The sequence below is a fragment of the Fundicoccus culcitae genome (assembly GCF_024661895.1).
Classification (GTDB): domain Bacteria; phylum Bacillota; class Bacilli; order Lactobacillales; family Aerococcaceae; genus Fundicoccus_A; species Fundicoccus_A culcitae.
Genome location: NZ_CP102453.1, coordinates 1111305 through 1129558 on the forward strand (window position 1 = coordinate 1111305; position 18254 = coordinate 1129558).

An 18254-nucleotide genomic window follows, 5' to 3' on the forward strand; every position below is an offset into this window, starting at 1 on the left:
ATAAACTCCTTAGTTGTTATTTTTTAATGAATAAGGTCGGTCGCTTTCAGCAATTGCTTGGATGGCTGGAATCATACCCAAGCGTTGTTCCAGTTTTAAACCATCCATTAATTGTTGGTAAGTAACGTATTGTTTGGTATAGACTTCACCATTTACGGTTCTAGATTGAACAATGTTTAAGTAAGGTTCAACATCCGACGAAATGAGTTCAACTTTATTACCATTGTCTAAATGAATGGTTGCCTCTTTCCAGATACTAATACCTAAAACATACTGTTCGGTCCCAGGTGTCACTGAATACAAACCTAATGAGTTCAATACGAACCAAGAAGCTAAGCTACCGTTATCTTCGTCTCCAGGATAACCATTAATATCTGGACCAAAAACATTGAGCATTAAATCTTTTAAGACAATATGGCTCATATGTGGATAACCCGCATAAATAAATAAATGAGGAATATGGAAACTTGGTTGATTCGAAATCGCTAGTTGACCAAATTTTTGAATCGCTAATTCAATCATTTCATGTATCTCAATGCCATAACCACCCGTTTCGTAAAGTGGCTCACTATTGACCAACTTTTCTAAATGCTCATAAAAAGCTTGGTCACCACCATATAAATCAATTAAATCCGCCACATTGTGGAAAACCGATAAGCTATTTTGCCAAGCACTGCCTTCAGTATAATGTTGACCCCAACGATGAGCCACTTCTTGCTTAACGAATGTACCCTCTCTATCTTTAGCCACCATTTGTTTTAAATCATCTTGATAAAGGTGGCGATAACTTAAACTGCGCGCATAATAGCGTTCAGCGATTTCAGTTTGGTCTAAATAATTCGCAACTTGAGCAATACAGAAATCACTATAAGCATAATCTAGCGTTTTATTAACCGACTCATGATAATCAGCTGGTAAATAACCATATTCAGCATAATCATGTCCACCCTCACGACCTTCCAACTCATGATCACTTGGTATGTCCGCATTAAATATCATTGCCTCTAACAATTCCTGCGCATCATTGGTATCAACCAATCCTTTAACCACGGCATCAGCAATTACGCCATCAACCAATGTACCAGGCATAAGCCCACGTTCATCGGGTGACAACCATTTGGGTAAGTAACGGTCCTCCCTTGCAATGGAGAGGATACTATTAATAAATTCTGGAATCCGTTCAGGAATTAATAGAGCATACAATGGGTAATTGGAACGAAAAGTATCCCAATATCCACTCGATGTGTAAAAATAACCCGGTTCAACCTCTTGAGAATAAGGGGAAAAATGTTTGACTTGACCATCAACGATTTCATGCGCCGTTTGCGGAAATAGTGCGGTACGATACAAGTTAGCATAAAATGTTTTAACGCGTTCATGATCGGTATGCGTAACTTCAATCTTTCCTAAATAAGCTTCCCATTCATCCGTAATTTGCGCTAGCTGTGCCGCTTTCGTTGGATATGCTGTTAAGTAAGTGTCTAGGTTTTTAGCTGCTTGTTCCACACTAATATAGGAAGCCGCAAAATTGATTGTGATCTCGCTAGTTGCCCTATCTTGCAATTCTAAATAATAGGCGGTCATTGGGTGATCTTCTTCAGAATAATCTGTTTGATGGTATAATGTCACCGATTGACTAAAATGGAAATTAAAATAAGTACCAAATGCCTTATATTTTGAACCAGACAACTGATTCGTATAGCCTGTAACCGTTAAACCATCTTCTGAGACTCTTAAAAAACCTGTTTGTGCAATTCCTATAGAGAAAAAAGGATGCTTCAAGCGTTCTTGAAAGTGACGTCTAATGCTTAGCTGAGCGCCATAAACATTAGGAATTAAATCGATGTATAACTTATCCCTTAAGCGTTCAAACGTTAAACGATTAGGTTGAAAAGTCGCATCGGATGCACGATAACCACTGAATTGATGAGCCATAAATAGGGAATCTTTTGAGCTAGCTGCTTCTACTTGTTGATACACTTCATCGGTTAAACTAAAGGCATTCAGATTAATAAAGCCAAAATCGCCCATCCAAGGACTGGGTTGATGTGTTATGCGGATACCCATATTAGACGCGTCATTTGGATGATAAAAGCGCACATCATTTTGTCTCGTTTGCATCACAAAATGATTCATTCCAAATGGAGCTGACGTAATGGGTAAGACATTCCCTTTTCCAATCGAATACTGATTATTAGTTCCTAGTCTTGTGTCGATTAAATCAACAATTTTCATTTATACACCTCAAATTTTCCTAATATTTTTACGAAAAATTAGCTTAATCGTTTTCATAATACACCCTATACTTTACCAAAATAGCATTGAAAATTAAAGGTAAAACCTTCGAAAAACACAGATAAACACTGTGTTTTTATTGAAATAAATATAAGGATTAATTACAATGGATTATGTAAATATTTTTGATGTCATATATAACTTATAAGGAGTTTTTGCATGGATACACTGAAGTTTTGGCAGCCTCACCAAGCGGTACTCGACCCACTGAAACGGAGTCAAACCACTCGCAAACACGAACGGACAAAAATCTCAAAGGATATTGCCATCCAAACCAAAGTCCAACTGATTGCCAATGGGAATTTGAACCAGCCTCTTTTCCATCCAAATGGAAGCCAGTTTTTCAAATTATACAACTTCAATTTCTGGCAATATATCGACCAATATGTCCATTGGGACAACCTAATCCCACCTTCTGATTTAATTGAAGCTGCCCATACCAATAGTGTCTTCATTTATGGAACATTATTTTTTAATTGGTCCGATAGCTTTCGGGATCAGCTGCGACTCCTAGAATGGCTTCAAGAAGATGAAGTCGGTTCAGGCACTTTTTTCTTTGCTCGTCAATTAGTGGATATGGCGCATTATTATGGCTTCGATGGCTATTTTATCAATCAAGAAACGACCGGTCCGTTATTACAAGGTAAAGGCAACTTAATGCGACAATTCATTTTATATGCAAAAGACTACAGTGAAAAACATGGCCGTACCATACGTTTTGCTTGGTATGATGCCATGGCCAATGACGGCTTGCGTCATCACTATGATGAGGTCAATGCGTTCAATGATGACTTTATAAAACCTAGTGCAGAGGGTACTTTACCTGCTGATGATTTTTTTATCAACTTTAACTGGAACCGTGAAAAAAATACACAAACCGCTCAACATATGACAACGATGGGCCGTAATCCTTTTGATGCTTATACCGGCTTTGAATTACAACAAAATTCCTACAATACCACGATTAATTACGATGCTTTATTAGACAGTGAAGGTCTGCCTATCCTATCAATCGGCCTTTTCGCTGCCGACTCCATTTTAGGCCTAGCCACCGACGGGGCTGATTTCCAAAAACAAGAAGAACGCTTTTGGGTTAGTGGTTCAAACCATTGGAAACCCCTCAACCAACTAACCTCCTTAAAAATAAATATCTCTGGTAAAACCTTTTCTAGCGCTTTTAACACAGGCCATGGGCAAGACTGGTATGTCAATGGTTTACCTCAGCATATTGGTGAATGGAACCAACGCGGTATGCAATCAATCCTCCCAAGTTGGCGATGGCAAGTGACCGGGATGAATCGCGGCTACCAAGTTGGTTTTAACTTTGAGGACGCCTTTAACGGGGGGTCATCCATTGAATTGTCGGGAAAGGCAACTTCAGAAAGGGTGCAGTGGTATTTATTTGCTTGTGAATTAGATCTAGTTGAAAATACAATGTTGAATTTAGTTTTAAAAGCAAGTACCAATGTGGAATTAGCATTAATAATGTATTCTAATGGTGAGGATATTTATTTACCGCTTGAACTTGAAGTGAGCGACCAGTGGCAAGCTGTGAGTCTGGTTTTAAATACGTATGCGGGAGCAAAGATAGATGCTTTGCATTTGGAAATCCGACCACTGAATAATGAATCTTTTTTTGTTCGTCTGGGTGAAATAACGATTGCTGATTCTGATATAGCTCCCGCTGCCGTGAATGAAATCAAATGGCTACAACAAAACTTCGTGGACGGGCGTCATGCTGAAGGTGTGATTCAAGTGTGTCATCCCCAACCTGAAGAAGTAGCTTATTATGAAGTTTATCAAGCAAAAGCTGATGGCTGGCAACTAGTCAATGCCAGTCGGAATCAGGCCATCCGTTTGCCTCGACTAACTAGGGATTTGGAACAAAGTGGGTATCATCAGCGCATTGCTGTGGTCGCTGTTGGATATAATAGTCAACGCTCTTTAGCTTTTGAAAACATTTTGGAATGGCCACTTTTGGTTGACCAGATGACTGATGCGGTAATTCCTGAGACTAATTTGATGCCGCAAGCCTTTGTTGTGGCTTGCTCGCATGAAGAACAAGCTGAGCGAGCTCAAAACTGTTTGAATGGCACCATGGCAGGTGTTTCGGATAAATGGGTATCTTTAGCCCCCGATCCGAACTATCTAATCATTGGTTTTGAACAAGCTCAAACAGTGCAACGAATGGTATTTGACCACGCTGGTGTTGGTGGCGAATCGGTTGACGATGGTAGGATGAACACCAAGGATTTTGATGTGTATTATACAAACGATTTAGATGATGGATGGCAGTTGGCTTTAGAAGTTAGGGGGAATCGTCAACATCAAACTGACCACCTACTAGAAGAAGCTGTGACAGCTAAATATTGGCGCTTAGATATTTTATCGAGTCATAATGGTAGTCCTTGGGGTGGCGTACGCTTGTATAACTGGAAGATGTTTAGCTCCGATGTCCAAGGAATTGAAAATCTTGCTTTATCACAGGTGAAACGTTTGAATAATTATCTGTTATTTATGGGCTTACCTAAAGGCATCACCATTCAATTGTATAAAGATTTAACAGATGCTAAGCCGTTATTAATTCATCCAACGGATGGCGCTCCATTTGCTTTAATTCCATTTAAAGATAAAAATGTGTATTATGAAATCGTTGATGTCAATGGGTCAGTTAGTAATCGCGTGAAAGTAACTGAGTCTTTGAATGATTTTGACATAGAACTTGTCCCACCAAAGTATCCTGTCATGCCATTTGAAGATGGGGCTTTAATCGTACGATTCAACGATTTATCCTTAGGGGAATTACAGCTCCCCTTAAATCACCCGTCGGTGGAAATTCATACACTTAAAACCAACCATGCTTCAATTTATTGGCTAGGTAGATTAGTTGATGAGCGTTTTACCATCTTTGAAACAGATGCTGTGGAAAAGATAGATGTTAAACGTGACCCACGAAGACATTACTATGTAGGAGAAACATTCGATGCGATGGATGGTTCACTCGATGTAGGCTTCGGTGAAGTAGCCTTAACTCGGCCAGATGTGACAGTGGAAGGCTTCGCTACTACTGAAAGTGGCGAACATGAAATGACAGTACATTTTATGGGTAAACAACTTGCGATTACTTATTGGGTTTATGACCACAAAATGACAGTAAACAAGGAAAAACTAGAACAGAAAATTTCTGAGATTCATGCCTTTTTATTGAGAATTGATGCAGAAAATGACGTTGTTACTGAGTTGCGACAAGCGGTTGAACGCACGCACAATCAAATTTCCAATGCCCAGTTTAGTCAACAAGAAATTGATGGTTTTTGGTTACGTTTGAATGATTTATTGGAAAAAGTAAAAGATAAGGATTAAAGGAGCAAAGAAAATGTGGGGAATGATAGCAACGTGGACGATGGCATTGGATGGTGTGACTTTAGGTGCAGAGCAACTTAAGTCTAACGGTTTTGCTGGCGATGCCATCGAAGCAGCTATTAAGGATGTTGAAGACGGAGAGTATTATAAATCTGTCGGTTATGGTGGCTTGCCCAATGAAGAAATGATTGTTGAGTTGGACGCAGCCTATATGGACGGCGATACCTTGAATTTTGGAGCCATTGGTGCAGTGAAAGATTTTGCTAATCCGATCTCGATTGCACGGTCATTGAGTGCTAATGATTTTAATAATTTTTTGGTCGGGGCTGGGGCTGAAGCCTATGCGAGCAAAGCCGGTTTTGAGCGTAAAACCATGTTAACTGACCGAGCAAAGATTTTTTATAAAAATCGGGTTGGAGATGATCGGCAAAAAGAGTTGGCGCCTTATGCTGGTCATGATACGGTTGGTATGGTCGCTTTGGATGCTGAAGGGCAGTTAGTAGGAGGCACTTCAACAAGCGGCTTGTTTATGAAAAAAGCTGGCCGAGTGGGAGATTCGCCTATTATCGGTAGTGGTTTGTACTGTGATCGTGCGGTCGGTGGGGCTACGGCCACTGGTTTAGGCGAAGATTTGATGAAAGGTGTCACTTCTTTCCAAATTGTGCAAATGATGAAAGCCGGCTTGTCACCTCAAGAAGCTTGTGAAAAAGTGGTGTTCGAACTGGATGCGGATTTGACCGCGCGACGTGGCAAAAGTGGTGATTTGTCGGTGGTTGCGATGAACACAGCCGGCGAATGGGGTTGTGCATCCAATATAGTTAATTTTTCGTTTGTGGTTGCGACTGCTGACGCCAGTGAGCCAACGGTTTACCTGACTAATCGCGTCGGTGACCACATGGAACACAAAGTGGCTAATCAAGAGTGGATTACCGCCTACTTCGCTAAACGCCAACAAGAAGTGGAAATCCGCTATGATAAATAAATACCTCTGCGACAAGCTGAATGAGTCGATTGATGCATTGGAAAAGCCATTGATTGATGCTATTGGTGAGTTAGTTAATGTCAATAGTGTGCAAGGTACTGCGATGCCTGGAGCGCCTTTTGGTCTAGGACCTCGAAAGGCGTTAGATGTGGCTTTGGCGATTGCGGATAAATTAGGCTTTAAAACAGTCAATTTGGATAATAAGATTGGTTATGCTGAGTTTGGTGATAGTCCTGGTTTAGATGATGCGAATTACATTGGTATTTTTGGCCATGTCGATATTGTTGAAGCTGGCAAAGGTTGGACTAGTGATCCATTTGTTCTGCGGCGTGATGGGGATTATTTATTTGGTCGGGGTGTCTTGGATAATAAAGGGCCGATTTTAAGTAATTTGTTTGCTTTGTATGCTTTGAAAGAATTAGGAGTGACCTTTAAACGTCCGGTTCGCTTGGTGTTTGGTTGCAATGAAGAATCTGGATTTGAATGTGTGAAGCATTATAATCAGGTTGCCAAACCACCTACTTTTGGATGGACGCCTGATTGTAAATGGCCAGTGGTAGTCGGTGAAAAAGGCCGATTGAATCTGCGTGTGATAAATCATGGTAATCGTGAGGTATTTTATCGATGGATTAATGATTATGTCTTTGCAAGTTTATCTGACGGAAAAGCCTTGGGGATTTTTAGAAAGTCTGACCGTTTCGGTGAAACATTGATGCGTGGGTATCGATTGGAGATGGTTGAGAATTGTGAAAGTTTACGCTGGTCCATTTCTTATCCTGAGACTATTTCTGGTGACGAGATACTGGACTTAGTGGGTGGTTTGCTACCTGAGTCAATTGCCTTAGAATGTATTTCTAAGCATGATTCTGTCAACTATGTAGATGCTGATGCCGAATTTGTAAGGGTTTTGGCCGATGTTTATGGTGAATTTGTTGATGTGGATGAGGCTATTGTCACCACAAGCGGCGGGACCTATGCTCGCGCTATCGATAATATTGTCGCCTTTGGCCCAAGCTTTCCAGACCAGAAAAATATCGCTCATTTACCCGATGAATGGATTAAAGTTTCGGATTTGATGCTGAATACCAAGATTTATGCCCATGCTTTGTTAGCGTTGAAGGATATGTAGGCTAAAATTTAAGCCGGTGCACTCATTGCGATAGTGAGCGCACCGGTGTTTTTGATTAGATAAGTGGACAATCTGTCTTTTGCTTGTAGAGCAGATGACAGATTAAAGATATATTACGGAAAATTAGGTTAGCAATATGGTTTTCTGCTTAATATTAGCAAAATGGCGGAAGTGAGATAAAAAGAGGAATGCAAATTCGTTGCGCTCAATTTACTAGGTCACCAAATCTCTCATTTCATGACCGATAAGCAATAAACCCAATATTTGCTTTCTAATAATCCCCTAACCACCTACAACTCCACCCGCCGTCCTTCCTCTGCTGACCGATAAGCTGCCAAACCCACTTCCATGGCTTTCAATCCATCATACCCAGTAATCGAAGGTTGACGGCCTTCACGCACACATTCAACAAAATCTCTCATCAACGCCAAATCCGTATTATTTCCAAACCCATTAAAATGCAATGTCCGTGGGCAACCATCAGAAACAGGGGCAAACTCTATCACATTATCTAAGGTATTAGACACTTTAGCCGTACCCTCAGTTCCAATAACCTCAATCTGAACATCACCCCATACTGGATATTCCTCATAACGCGACCACGACGCATCGTGACTCGCAATGACCCCATTATCAAACACCAAGGTCATCACACCCGCATCATCAATCGCATCCTCCACTCCATCGCCGTAGTAAAAATTATCCACTTGACTCCTAACTGACACCACTTCAGCCCCCATCAACCATCGCATAATATCCACCATATGCACCGTATGATCAAAGACAGCACCGCCACCAGATTGCTCAACATCCACAAACCAACCACCAGGATTTTGTCCGCGATTTGTCGACCGCATCGCCACAATGTCACCTAGCTGACCAGTTTCAACCACCTTTTTCAAAGCCACTATCGAATCCGTAAACCGAACCGGAAACGCCGTCTGCAAAATCACACCAGCATCATCACACGCCTGAATCATCCGCCTAGCATCTTCCACACTAGTTGCAATCGGCTTTTCGCATAAAACATGCTTACCATACTCCGCTGCCGCTACCGTCATCCAAGCATGCTGATTATTTTCACTGCAAATAACCACCGCTTCAAAATCCTGCTCAAAAAATGCATCCACATCCGCATAAAAAACCATGTCAAAGGTATCAGCAGCTGCCTGTCCCCGCTCCAAATCCGCATCAAACACCGCAACCAACTCGACTCCCGCAATCACTCGCGCTGCCTCCGCATACGAATAAGCGTGCATATGGGCAAAACTCATAAATCCTAAACGTACCATTTACTCATCCTCCCCAAATAAATACCCCTGCCACCGTCGAAAATCGGCTTCAATCGCTTCCCGTTCACAAAAAACTTTAGGCACTACCCGCAAAGCATAATTTTCACCACCAGACACCTTGAAGCCTTGTTGCAACTCACTATCAAACACCAACAACTGATGCACACCGTTCCATTCGACATTGACCGCCTCCACATCGCCCGCGCAAAATTCCAAGTGAGCAATCGTTCGATCAGCAAACCGCAACAACACAATCCAATAGGTCGCCCGCCGAGCTACATCAACCGCGACAACTTCGCCAAACAACCGTTCAAACACCAAACAATCTTCCACAAATAAATACCGCTGCGTTTCACTCGCAACTTTTCTTTGATATCGCAAAATACCAACCGTTCTTGCTTCAAGCAATCGACGTTTCAATGCGCTAAAACCAGCCAAATTCTCTAACTGCAAATAAAGGCGTTCATGGGGATATTTATTTATCATAGTCTTAACTCCTGTTTCTGGCCAGCGGATTGATAAATGGCATCCAGCATCGAAAGCACCGTCAAACCATCCGCAATCGGCGTTTCATTAGCCGTGCCCTCTACACAAGCATTGATAAAAGCATCAATTTCACGGCTGTAAGCATGCTCATGAAAACCCGGATAATCCATTTGCGGCTCAGCATTCAAAATCACACCATTCGCTTCCGTTATCAACTTTAAAGACGGCTCCAAAACCGCACCACCCTTTGAACCCGCCAATTGAATCAACAACTCATCTTGCGGCGTATGCATAGCATAGGAAGTCTCAATATATAAAGACGCCCCATTCTCAAAACGAATCAAGGCATTAGCAAAATCCTCCACATCCGAAGGTTCATCCAACTGATCCGCCGCCTTGTATGCCGACAAATAACCAATATGATCACGTCCACCTAAATAATTCGTCGTATTCGCACTAACCGTTACCGGCCGCGGTTTCCCCATTAAATACCAAGTGATATCCAACAAATGCACGCCCAAATCCACCATCGGACCCCCACCAGAAATACTTTGCTTGCCAAACCAACCCCCAGGATGCCCCAATCGCCGCAGCAAACTAGCCTTCCCATAATAAATATCCCCCATATTGCCCTGATCAATCCATTGTTTCAATACACGAGCATTATCCGCATAACGACGTACCATACCGACACTAGCAATTTTATCGGTCGTTTTGGCTAAATCACCAAGTTTTCTAGCTTCATCCGTCATTTGACGACTCAACGGTTTCTCAACAAACACATGTTTGCCCGCTTCTAGAGCAGCCGTTGCAATTTCCACATGGCTATCATTCCAAGTGCATATAATGACGGCATCTATCGCATCATTAGCAAGCAAATCCTTGTAATCAACATACAATTGCGTTACACCATAGTTTGCACCTTTTTCTTTAAGTCTAGCTTCATTAATATCGCAAAAAGCGACTAATTCCGCTTTAGCATTAGCCTGTACCGCCTCTATATGCATGGACGAAATTGACCCTACCCCAATAACACTTATCTTTAACATTTAACCAGCCTCCTATGAATCGATGTCCTCATAAGTATAGCTTTCTTAGAATATCCCTACCAATAAAATCACTTGTATTCTATGTTGATTTTTAAGCGCATGCCTTCGAAAATCCGGGATGGCCTGCGCTCCTGTGGCGCATGCCTTCGAAAATTCAGGATGGCCTGCGGATAATTAATAAGAATCGATAGGACACGACAACTTCAGACAAATTTGCCTCGTGGTCAAAAAAATACGTTATCGGATTGGTTTCATAAGAGATTGCGCGTAAGTGTAAAGAGAAAAAGTTGCTTAATTTAGGAGACAATAATGCACTAAACAACAGCTTCTCACTTTGGTGGCGGTGCCTACAAGCTTCCTCGCCGTAAGTGGGAAGTGAGCGAACGTTAAATAAAGCTATTCGGTCACCAAATACCTAGTTTCATGACCGAATAGCCTATTTTGTAGTTATTTAATGATCACACATTTTCCACTTAGGTTCACGCTCACAACAACTGCTCGAATATGTGTGCGCTCCTCATCACGCTCACATCAACTGCTCGAATATGTGTGCGCTCCTCACCACGCTCACAACAACTGCCCGAATATGTGTGCGCCCATGTAAGTGAGAAATAACGGTTCTTCACTTCCCACTTTCAATGAAGCGCCGTTTGGCGGGGGATTGAGGATTCGTCATTTCACTTCCAACTGCTCAACCCACTTGCCGGCTTTCTTTTCCCATCGACGTCCGCCAAAATCATTTGCCGGCTTTCAGTTGAAATCGAAAGCCGGCAAATCAAAATATAAGATGCGACTTATCAAATCACCGGTCTTTTACTTCCCACTAACCCTCGCAATCAATCTAATTAGCTGGCGAAGACCATACACCTCTTCACCATCAATCTAATTAGACGGCGAAGAACACATGCCTCTTCGCCACCAACCTAATTAACTGGCGAGGAACACATACCTCTTCGCCACCAATCAATTTTTGACCCTATCAGTCGGACTTATCTTCGTCCATTTGTCGACCTATCTTAGGCTTTTCAATGCTTGTTCAACGCCACTCACCCCAAACCGACTGCTAAGAAGCTTTGGATGCGTTCGACGGCAGCAAGCGTTTGTTCGTGAATGTTAAAGGCAGTGAGGCGGAAATAGCCTTCGCCGCTTGGACCAAAACCAACCCCGGGAGTGCCAACCACTTGAGCTCGGGTTAGGAGTTGGTCAAAAAATTCCCAAGAAGATAGGCCATTGGGTACCTTCATCCATAAATAAGGAGCATTGACACCACCAAAAACGGTAATTCCGCTAGCTTCAAGTCCTTCACGGATGATGCGAGCATTTTCCATATAGTATTGGATGTTGTCAGCAATCTGGCTCTTAGCAGGCTCTTGCAATGTTGCTGCACCAGCTTTTTGCACAATATAAGGTGCCCCATTAAACTTGGTTGACTGGCGACGCAACCACATTTTATTTAAGGATTGACCATTGATTTGTAGCGCTTTTGGAATAACTGTATATCCTAAACGCAAACCAGTAAAACCAGCTTTTTTAGAAAAACTTCGCATTTCGATAGCGCAGGTTTGGGCACCCGAACACTCATAAATAGAATGCGGGATACCATCTTCTTGGATGTAAGCTTCATAAGCTGCATCAAAAATAATCACATTACCTTGATCATTGGCGTAATCTACCCAAAGTTGCAATTGGTCTTTGGTTAATGTCATTCCCGTCGGATTGTTTGGGTAGCACAAGTAGATTAAATCGGCTTTTTTAGCTGGTAATTCAGGAACAAAACGATTAGTTTCATTACCTACTAAATAAATCGCTTCGCTCCACTTCCCTGTCACTGCCTCAAAATCACCAAGACGACCGGATAAAACATTGCTATCGATGTACACAGGATAAACCGGGTCGCCAATCGCGACGCTAATTTTTTGACCAAATAATTCCTGGATATTAGCAACATCAGATTTTGACCCATCCGAAATAAATACCTCATCCAATTGTATGTTAATCCCATTAGTTTGAAATTCAACCTCTGCAATCGCCTGGCGTAAAAAATCATAACCACCTTCAGGACCATAACCTCGAAAAGTTTCTCTTACCGCTTGTTCGTCAACCGCTTCATGCAAAGCCTCAATCACTCCTGGAACTAATGGTAAAACCACATCCCCAATCCCTAAGCGAATAATATCCGCTTTCGGATATTCTTTTTGAAAACTAGCTATCTTTTTATTAATCGTTGAGAATAAGTAAGAATCCGGCAACTTTGCATAATTTTGATTCAATTCAATCGTCATAATTTCTCCTTAACTATTTTGACTAAAATATTCACCAGTAAATATCGTTCTAACAGCACCTTCCATAAACACATTCCCTGTGTTCTCACGATCCCATTCGATATTCAGCTGACCACCTTTTAAATGTACAACAACTTTTGTAGCCGTTAAGCCATTTAAAACACTCGCTACCGCTACCGCACAAGCACCCGTCCCGCAGGCTAAAGTCTCTCCGCTACCGCGTTCCCAAACACGCATTCTTACTTCATTTGGCGAAATAACTTCAACAAATTCAGTATTCATTTTTTCAGGAAATAGTGGATGATTTTCAAAAAATGGTCCGACTTCGGGTAAGTCTAACTCATCAATCCCCTCTTGATAAATTACCAGATGAGGATTTCCCATTGAAACAGCAGTAACCTGATAGGTTTCATCATTAACCACAAAGTCTTGATTAAGCCACTGAGTAGCAGAGGTATTTATTGGGATTAGTTGGGTGTTTAATATCGGTTTTCCCATATCGACACGAGCTGCAATAATATTATCAGTAGAATTCATCATTAACTGAACGGTTTTAACCCCACTGAGCGTTTCGATAGTCAAATTCGTTTTATCAGTCAAACTATTTTCATAGGCAAAAGCTGCCAAACAACGAATCCCGTTACCACACATACGGCCTTCACTACCGTCAGCATTAAACATGCGCATTTTAAAATCAGCCTCAGATGAGGGTTGCAAGGCAATTAAACCATCACTACCAACACCAAAATGTGGTCGACTCATTTCAATAGCTAATTCGGATAGATTAGGGATGGTTCCATCTAAATCATTAATATAAACATAATCATTGCCCGCACCTTCCATTTTTGTAAAAGGAATAGAGCGCCTACTTGTTTCTGTCATTTCTCATCATCTCCTTGAAAATAAATAAAAAAGAGGACCACGAACAAAAGTCCACGATCCTCGATGTATGAGAAAACATTTATTTTGCCGGGTAATGTTTGCACAATCGACTTAACTGGCAGTTAAGTCAAACAGTAAGTCGCCTCTTATGGCTACCTACCAACAAGTCAATTTCCTATCGACTCATTTCGGCGACATTCCCTTTCCAAAAATAATATTTCTGTACTCTTGTTTGCCGCGCCTCGCACAATACCTTTTTTATTTGTTTTAGGATAACACTAGAAATAAAAGCTGTCAATTAATTGACGTCGATTAATTGGGGGAATTAATTCACTGATAATGACACTGTTAGACTAGTCGTAATTTCAAGTGATATTTTATTCTGATGTTAAAAAAATTCTTTTAATTCTAAGATTTATCGCACAATAATAGTAACTTGACTTAATTAGAAACATTTAGTATATTTAATATATATTAATAATAAGAATGGAGAAAATCAATGTCTTTACCATTATACAAATCAATTTATAATGATATTAAAGAGAAGATAGTGAATAACATTTATAAAGTTGGAGATAAATTACCTTCAGACTCCGAATTATCTGAACATTATAATGTTAGTGCTATTACAATTAAAAAAGCTATGGATTTATTAAAAGAAGATTCTCTTATATCAAGAAAACCTCGTAAAGGGACCATTGTTATAAGCAATGAGATACAAAATCACCAAATACAGGCAAATAACAGCAAATTGCCGGTTATTGGTTTTATCATAACAAATTTTGATGATATATTTGGCACTGATATTCTTCGTAACTTATTAATTCAAAGCCAAGGCCGTGCACAAATTATTATGAAAATAACATTAGGTGATTCAGAATTAGAAGCTGAATTATTAGACGAACTAGTTTCACTTGGTGTTGATGGTATCATACTATTACCGGCATCTTCTGAATTTATTTCCCCCAAATTATTGGAGTTAGTTTCAAAGAATTTCCCATTAGTTTTAATTGATAGGCAAATGGATAAATTACCCACATGTAGTGTTGGTATTAATAATTCTCAAGCTGCACAATTATTAACGGAATATCTATTTGACAACGGTCACGAAAAAATTGGAATTGTAACGGCTACTCCACAAGTTTCGACTATTCAGGAAAGAATAGATGGCGTAATTGCTGCGCATATTAAAAACCATAAAACTATTAATCAAAATCAAATATTATCAAACTTAGAATCCATGATACCTAATAGTAAATCCACCAAAGAAGATGATATTGAAAAAATAAAAGCTTTTTTGAAATCTTCCAATAATATAACAGCAATCTTCACTGGAGAATTTACAATTGCTGTCTTAGTCGTACAAGCTCTTAAAGAATTAAATCAAGAAATAAAAAAGGATTTCTCATTAGTTTGTTTTGATCACACTAAGTATAATATGTTGAACAATCAGGAATTTACATTCACTCATATTGTACAAGATCAATATGAGATAGGTAAAAAAGCACTTGACTTAATTTTGAGAAAAATTGAACAGCCAACTTTAATTGAAAAAAATAATGCTCCGTACTATCTGGTTGAAGGACAATCAGTGAAAAAAATATGAATCTCAGTAAAAAAATGGAGCCTAGAATCAACCATAATAATTCTAGGCTCCTTAAATTTATATAATATTTAATTCTTCCAATTTCGCCATAGACTCTGTCAAAAATAAACCGCTTAACTGCACACTCAGACTAATCCCTTTTTTAATTTCAGGTGCTTTCCCCCAATTATCGTTAAAGAGTATATGAGGTTTTTCAATACCTTCATTCCATAATCCCTCAGCATTTTTTCTAATAAAGTCTGTGATAAATTTGGTTTCCTGAGGTAGTAAACATACAAGTTCAGTTAAGTACCTTATTAGAATACCTTTAAATAATCCCCCATCACCAACACCTTCACTGACCAATAAACCTGTTTCTGTATGTGTAAATTTTTCAATTGTAGTTTCTGCAGTCAAAAGTGCTTTTTCAATATATTCTCTATTTTTTGAGATTTTAAATAGCTCAGTACATGCTCCTATATAGACACCTTGACAATAAGTATACGCTGACGTATCTATTGCACCATCTTTTTGACTATTTTTTCCATCATTAACAAATCCGGTGTTTTGATTAACTAATTGAGTATCTTGCCATTTGAAGATTTTATTTGCCCAGTCTAAATCATTTTCGTCATCAAATAATTGATATAATCTAGATGCTAAAATTATAGCTGGTGCATTTGCAGGTGTATTTTTATAGTGCATTATTTCTTTATGCCAAGCAAACCCTCCCCCAGCTTCATCAGTCCATCCTTTTTTAATATCTGTCCATAGTACTTTTACTTCATTCAAATAAAATGGATCGTTGGTAATTTTATAAACTCTTAGTAAAGTTAATGCAAGCCACTCCATATCATCATAAAGTAGATTTAAGGGTTGACCCCCATTCCTTAAAACAATTCCTAAATATTTTTCTCTAATTATTTCTAATATTTGATGATTCCTTGTTCGTTCAAATGCGTCAACTAGACTATCAATTGAGTGAGCATACCACCAATAATGGAATGTTAAGTTAGAATAATTATCAATATTAGGATACTGATTATTGAACATACCTATATTATCATTCCAAAAATTATCCAATAGGCCCTTGAATGCCCTATCAGCTTTATCTGACCAAGATGATGTTTCTTTCATAAAATCAACTCTTTCGTTTATGATTATCATTACTAATAATGCCATATGAACATTTCATACAGTTCATATGGCATATAAATATACAAAACATAATTGAATTTCAATTATTCAGTTTCTTGATACTGATTAAAGCCAGCTTGATAAATATTAATTAGTTCCTCAATATTCATCTGTTCAATCGTTTGCAAATAATTTTCCCATTCTGCATCAGATAATTCTCTATCTCCTGAAACAAACTCTGCACGCATTCTAGTAACATACGTACTTAAATCACGTTCTATTCGTTCAATTTGCCGTAAATCGTCATCTGAAAAGTATACACTTGGATATCGCGGAACTTGATATGGAACTAATTTTTCTTGTTCTTCTTGACGTAACCAATCATTATACGGATCATCAAAACTCCATTCATAGTCATCGCTAGCAAATCTTCTAATCGGAACTCCAATGCCCCAATCGGGTGAAATTGATGAACGGTAATCTTCAGGTGAATCATAACCTTCTGGTGGATCATTTATTACGCGAGTTGTTTGCGCATCGTCTGCCCAAGACCAATAGAATCCTTCCAAACCATTATGCAATAAATCAGCGCCTTCTTTAGTGTAAGAATAGTCAATCCATTTTATTGTTTCAATAGGATATTCATTTTCTTTAGTAATAGCAAAAGTTCCTCCACCAATACCAGTTGACTCCAATACTCTTGGTTCATCTATTAATGAACTAGTGATTGGATGAAAAACAGGATTACTAGTATCTTGTGGATCAGCTCCTAGCATAAATACTGGACTTGCATCAGCAAATACTCCAACAAGATTTTGCTTCCCTTTTGCTTGTTTTTGTGGATTAGTTTGAGAAAATGACTCATGGTCTAATAACTCTTCTTCCCATAGACGATGCATATACTCTAAGTATTCACGATAACCAGGTTGAATTGGACCAAAGCCTACTTGATCAAAATTTTCTCCATATAAGCCCATACCCATTCCTTGAACACCAAAGGCCATCATTAAGTAATCATCAAATTCTGATAAACCACCATGATTACTAATAGGTATCTCATCTGCTTCACCATTTCCATTTGGATCTTCATTTTTAAAACGTACTAATAAATCATAAAGTTCATCGGTTGTTCTAGGTAATTCTTCAATCCCTAAGTTTTCTAACCAATCACCGTTGTACCACATACGCCAAAATGAAGGTTCTTCAGTAACAGATGGCAATGCATAGATATGTCCATCAGGAGTAGTTATTGCTTTTCTAACTTCTGGCCGTTCATCTAACATTTTTTTAATATTTGGAGCATGTTCTTCAATCAAATCTTCTAAAGGAATTAAAAATCCATAGCTACCATATTCCATTTGTTCTTGATGTGTAATATCGGATGCATAAAAGATATCTGGTAAATCATCACTGGCCAATAATAATTGTTTACTAGTTGCAAAATCATCTCTTGGGGGCGTATTGAATTCAAACGCTATATTTGTCAGTCGTTCCATTTCTTGAAAATATTGTCTTTCAGACCATTGGCCTCTACCAACTTGAGGTCCAACCATAGTTAGTGTGATTTTTTCTTCTACAATTGGAAACGCTACATTACTATCATCATTAACTTCAGTTGCACTAACTGATAAATTAGCGACATTAGATAATAGAATACCACTGGTGATAATCAAATTTATTAGTTTTAATATTCTTTTCTTCGACATCAAATAAGCTCCTTTAATCTTTTTTTCAAACATACTTTACAAGCAATTTTGTACAGTTCAACCCTC

General features: G+C 39.3%; 12 protein-coding genes and 1 riboswitch. Of the genes, 4 read left to right on the top strand and 8 right to left on the bottom strand.

The features are described from left to right. Positions 1-9: 9 nt before the first annotated feature. On the bottom strand, positions 10-2235 hold the full coding sequence (locus tag NRE15_RS05140; RefSeq protein WP_313794526.1) for a GH92 family glycosyl hydrolase: 2226 nt from the start codon (positions 2233-2235) through the stop codon (positions 10-12). 219 nt (positions 2236-2454) lie between these two features. Between NRE15_RS05140 and NRE15_RS05145 the strand changes: the two genes are divergently transcribed. Genes NRE15_RS05145 through NRE15_RS05155 form a run of 3 tightly spaced genes read left to right on the top strand, consistent with a single transcriptional unit; the run spans position 2455 to position 7769 of the window. After that, a complete protein-coding gene (locus NRE15_RS05145) occupies positions 2455-5658 on the top strand; it encodes an endo-beta-N-acetylglucosaminidase (protein WP_313794527.1) in 3204 nt (1067 codons plus the stop codon). A gap of 13 nt (positions 5659-5671) precedes the next feature. Continuing rightward, entirely contained in the window at positions 5672-6640 is a 969-nt protein-coding gene (locus NRE15_RS05150) for a N(4)-(beta-N-acetylglucosaminyl)-L-asparaginase (protein WP_313794528.1), read from the top strand. Continuing rightward, the gene (locus NRE15_RS05155) at positions 6630-7769 is read left to right on the top strand and encodes a M20/M25/M40 family metallo-hydrolase (RefSeq protein WP_313794529.1); all 1140 of its coding nucleotides are present in this window, start codon (positions 6630-6632) and stop codon (positions 7767-7769) included. The genes NRE15_RS05150 and NRE15_RS05155 overlap by 11 nt, the downstream gene beginning before the upstream one ends. Positions 7770-8059: 290 nt before the next feature. On the opposite strand, the gene NRE15_RS05160 is transcribed toward NRE15_RS05155, so the two are convergent. The 5 genes from NRE15_RS05160 to dapF form a co-directional block, all read right to left on the bottom strand. Then, a complete protein-coding gene (locus NRE15_RS05160; protein ID WP_313794530.1) occupies positions 8060-9061 on the bottom strand; it encodes a Gfo/Idh/MocA family protein in 1002 nt (333 codons plus the stop codon). Then, positions 9062-9547, bottom strand: coding sequence for a hypothetical protein (locus NRE15_RS05165; RefSeq protein ID WP_313794531.1), 486 nt, complete (start codon positions 9545-9547; stop codon positions 9062-9064). Next, positions 9544-10596, bottom strand: coding sequence for a Gfo/Idh/MocA family protein (locus NRE15_RS05170; protein WP_313794532.1), 1053 nt, complete (start codon positions 10594-10596; stop codon positions 9544-9546). Before NRE15_RS05170 ends, NRE15_RS05165 begins: the two co-directional genes overlap by 4 nt. Positions 10597-11642: 1046 nt before the next feature. Further along, positions 11643-12878 (bottom strand): LL-diaminopimelate aminotransferase, encoded by a 1236-nt coding sequence (locus tag NRE15_RS05175; RefSeq protein WP_313794533.1) that lies wholly within the window; start codon positions 12876-12878, stop codon positions 11643-11645. A 9-nt stretch (positions 12879-12887) separates the two neighbouring features. Beyond that, the gene (gene dapF / locus NRE15_RS05180; protein WP_313794534.1) at positions 12888-13760 is read right to left on the bottom strand and encodes a diaminopimelate epimerase; all 873 of its coding nucleotides are present in this window, start codon (positions 13758-13760) and stop codon (positions 12888-12890) included. Between the two features lie 92 nt (positions 13761-13852). Beyond that, positions 13853-14014, bottom strand: a riboswitch (Lysine riboswitch). 245 nt (positions 14015-14259) lie between these two features. Here dapF and NRE15_RS05185 point away from each other — a divergent pair. Then, positions 14260-15366 carry a GntR family transcriptional regulator gene (locus NRE15_RS05185; RefSeq protein WP_313794535.1) on the top strand — a complete coding sequence of 369 codons (1107 nt, stop codon included), beginning with the start codon at positions 14260-14262 and terminating at the stop codon, positions 15364-15366. 57 nt (positions 15367-15423) lie between these two features. Here NRE15_RS05185 and NRE15_RS05190 read toward each other — a convergent pair whose 3' ends face one another. Beyond that, positions 15424-16482 (bottom strand): glycoside hydrolase family 76 protein, encoded by a 1059-nt coding sequence (locus NRE15_RS05190; RefSeq protein ID WP_313794536.1) that lies wholly within the window; start codon positions 16480-16482, stop codon positions 15424-15426. A gap of 104 nt (positions 16483-16586) precedes the next feature. After that, positions 16587-18188, bottom strand: a complete 1602-nt coding sequence (locus tag NRE15_RS05195) for an extracellular solute-binding protein (RefSeq protein WP_313794537.1) — start codon at positions 18186-18188, stop codon at positions 16587-16589. Between the last annotated feature and the right edge of the window lie 66 nt (positions 18189-18254).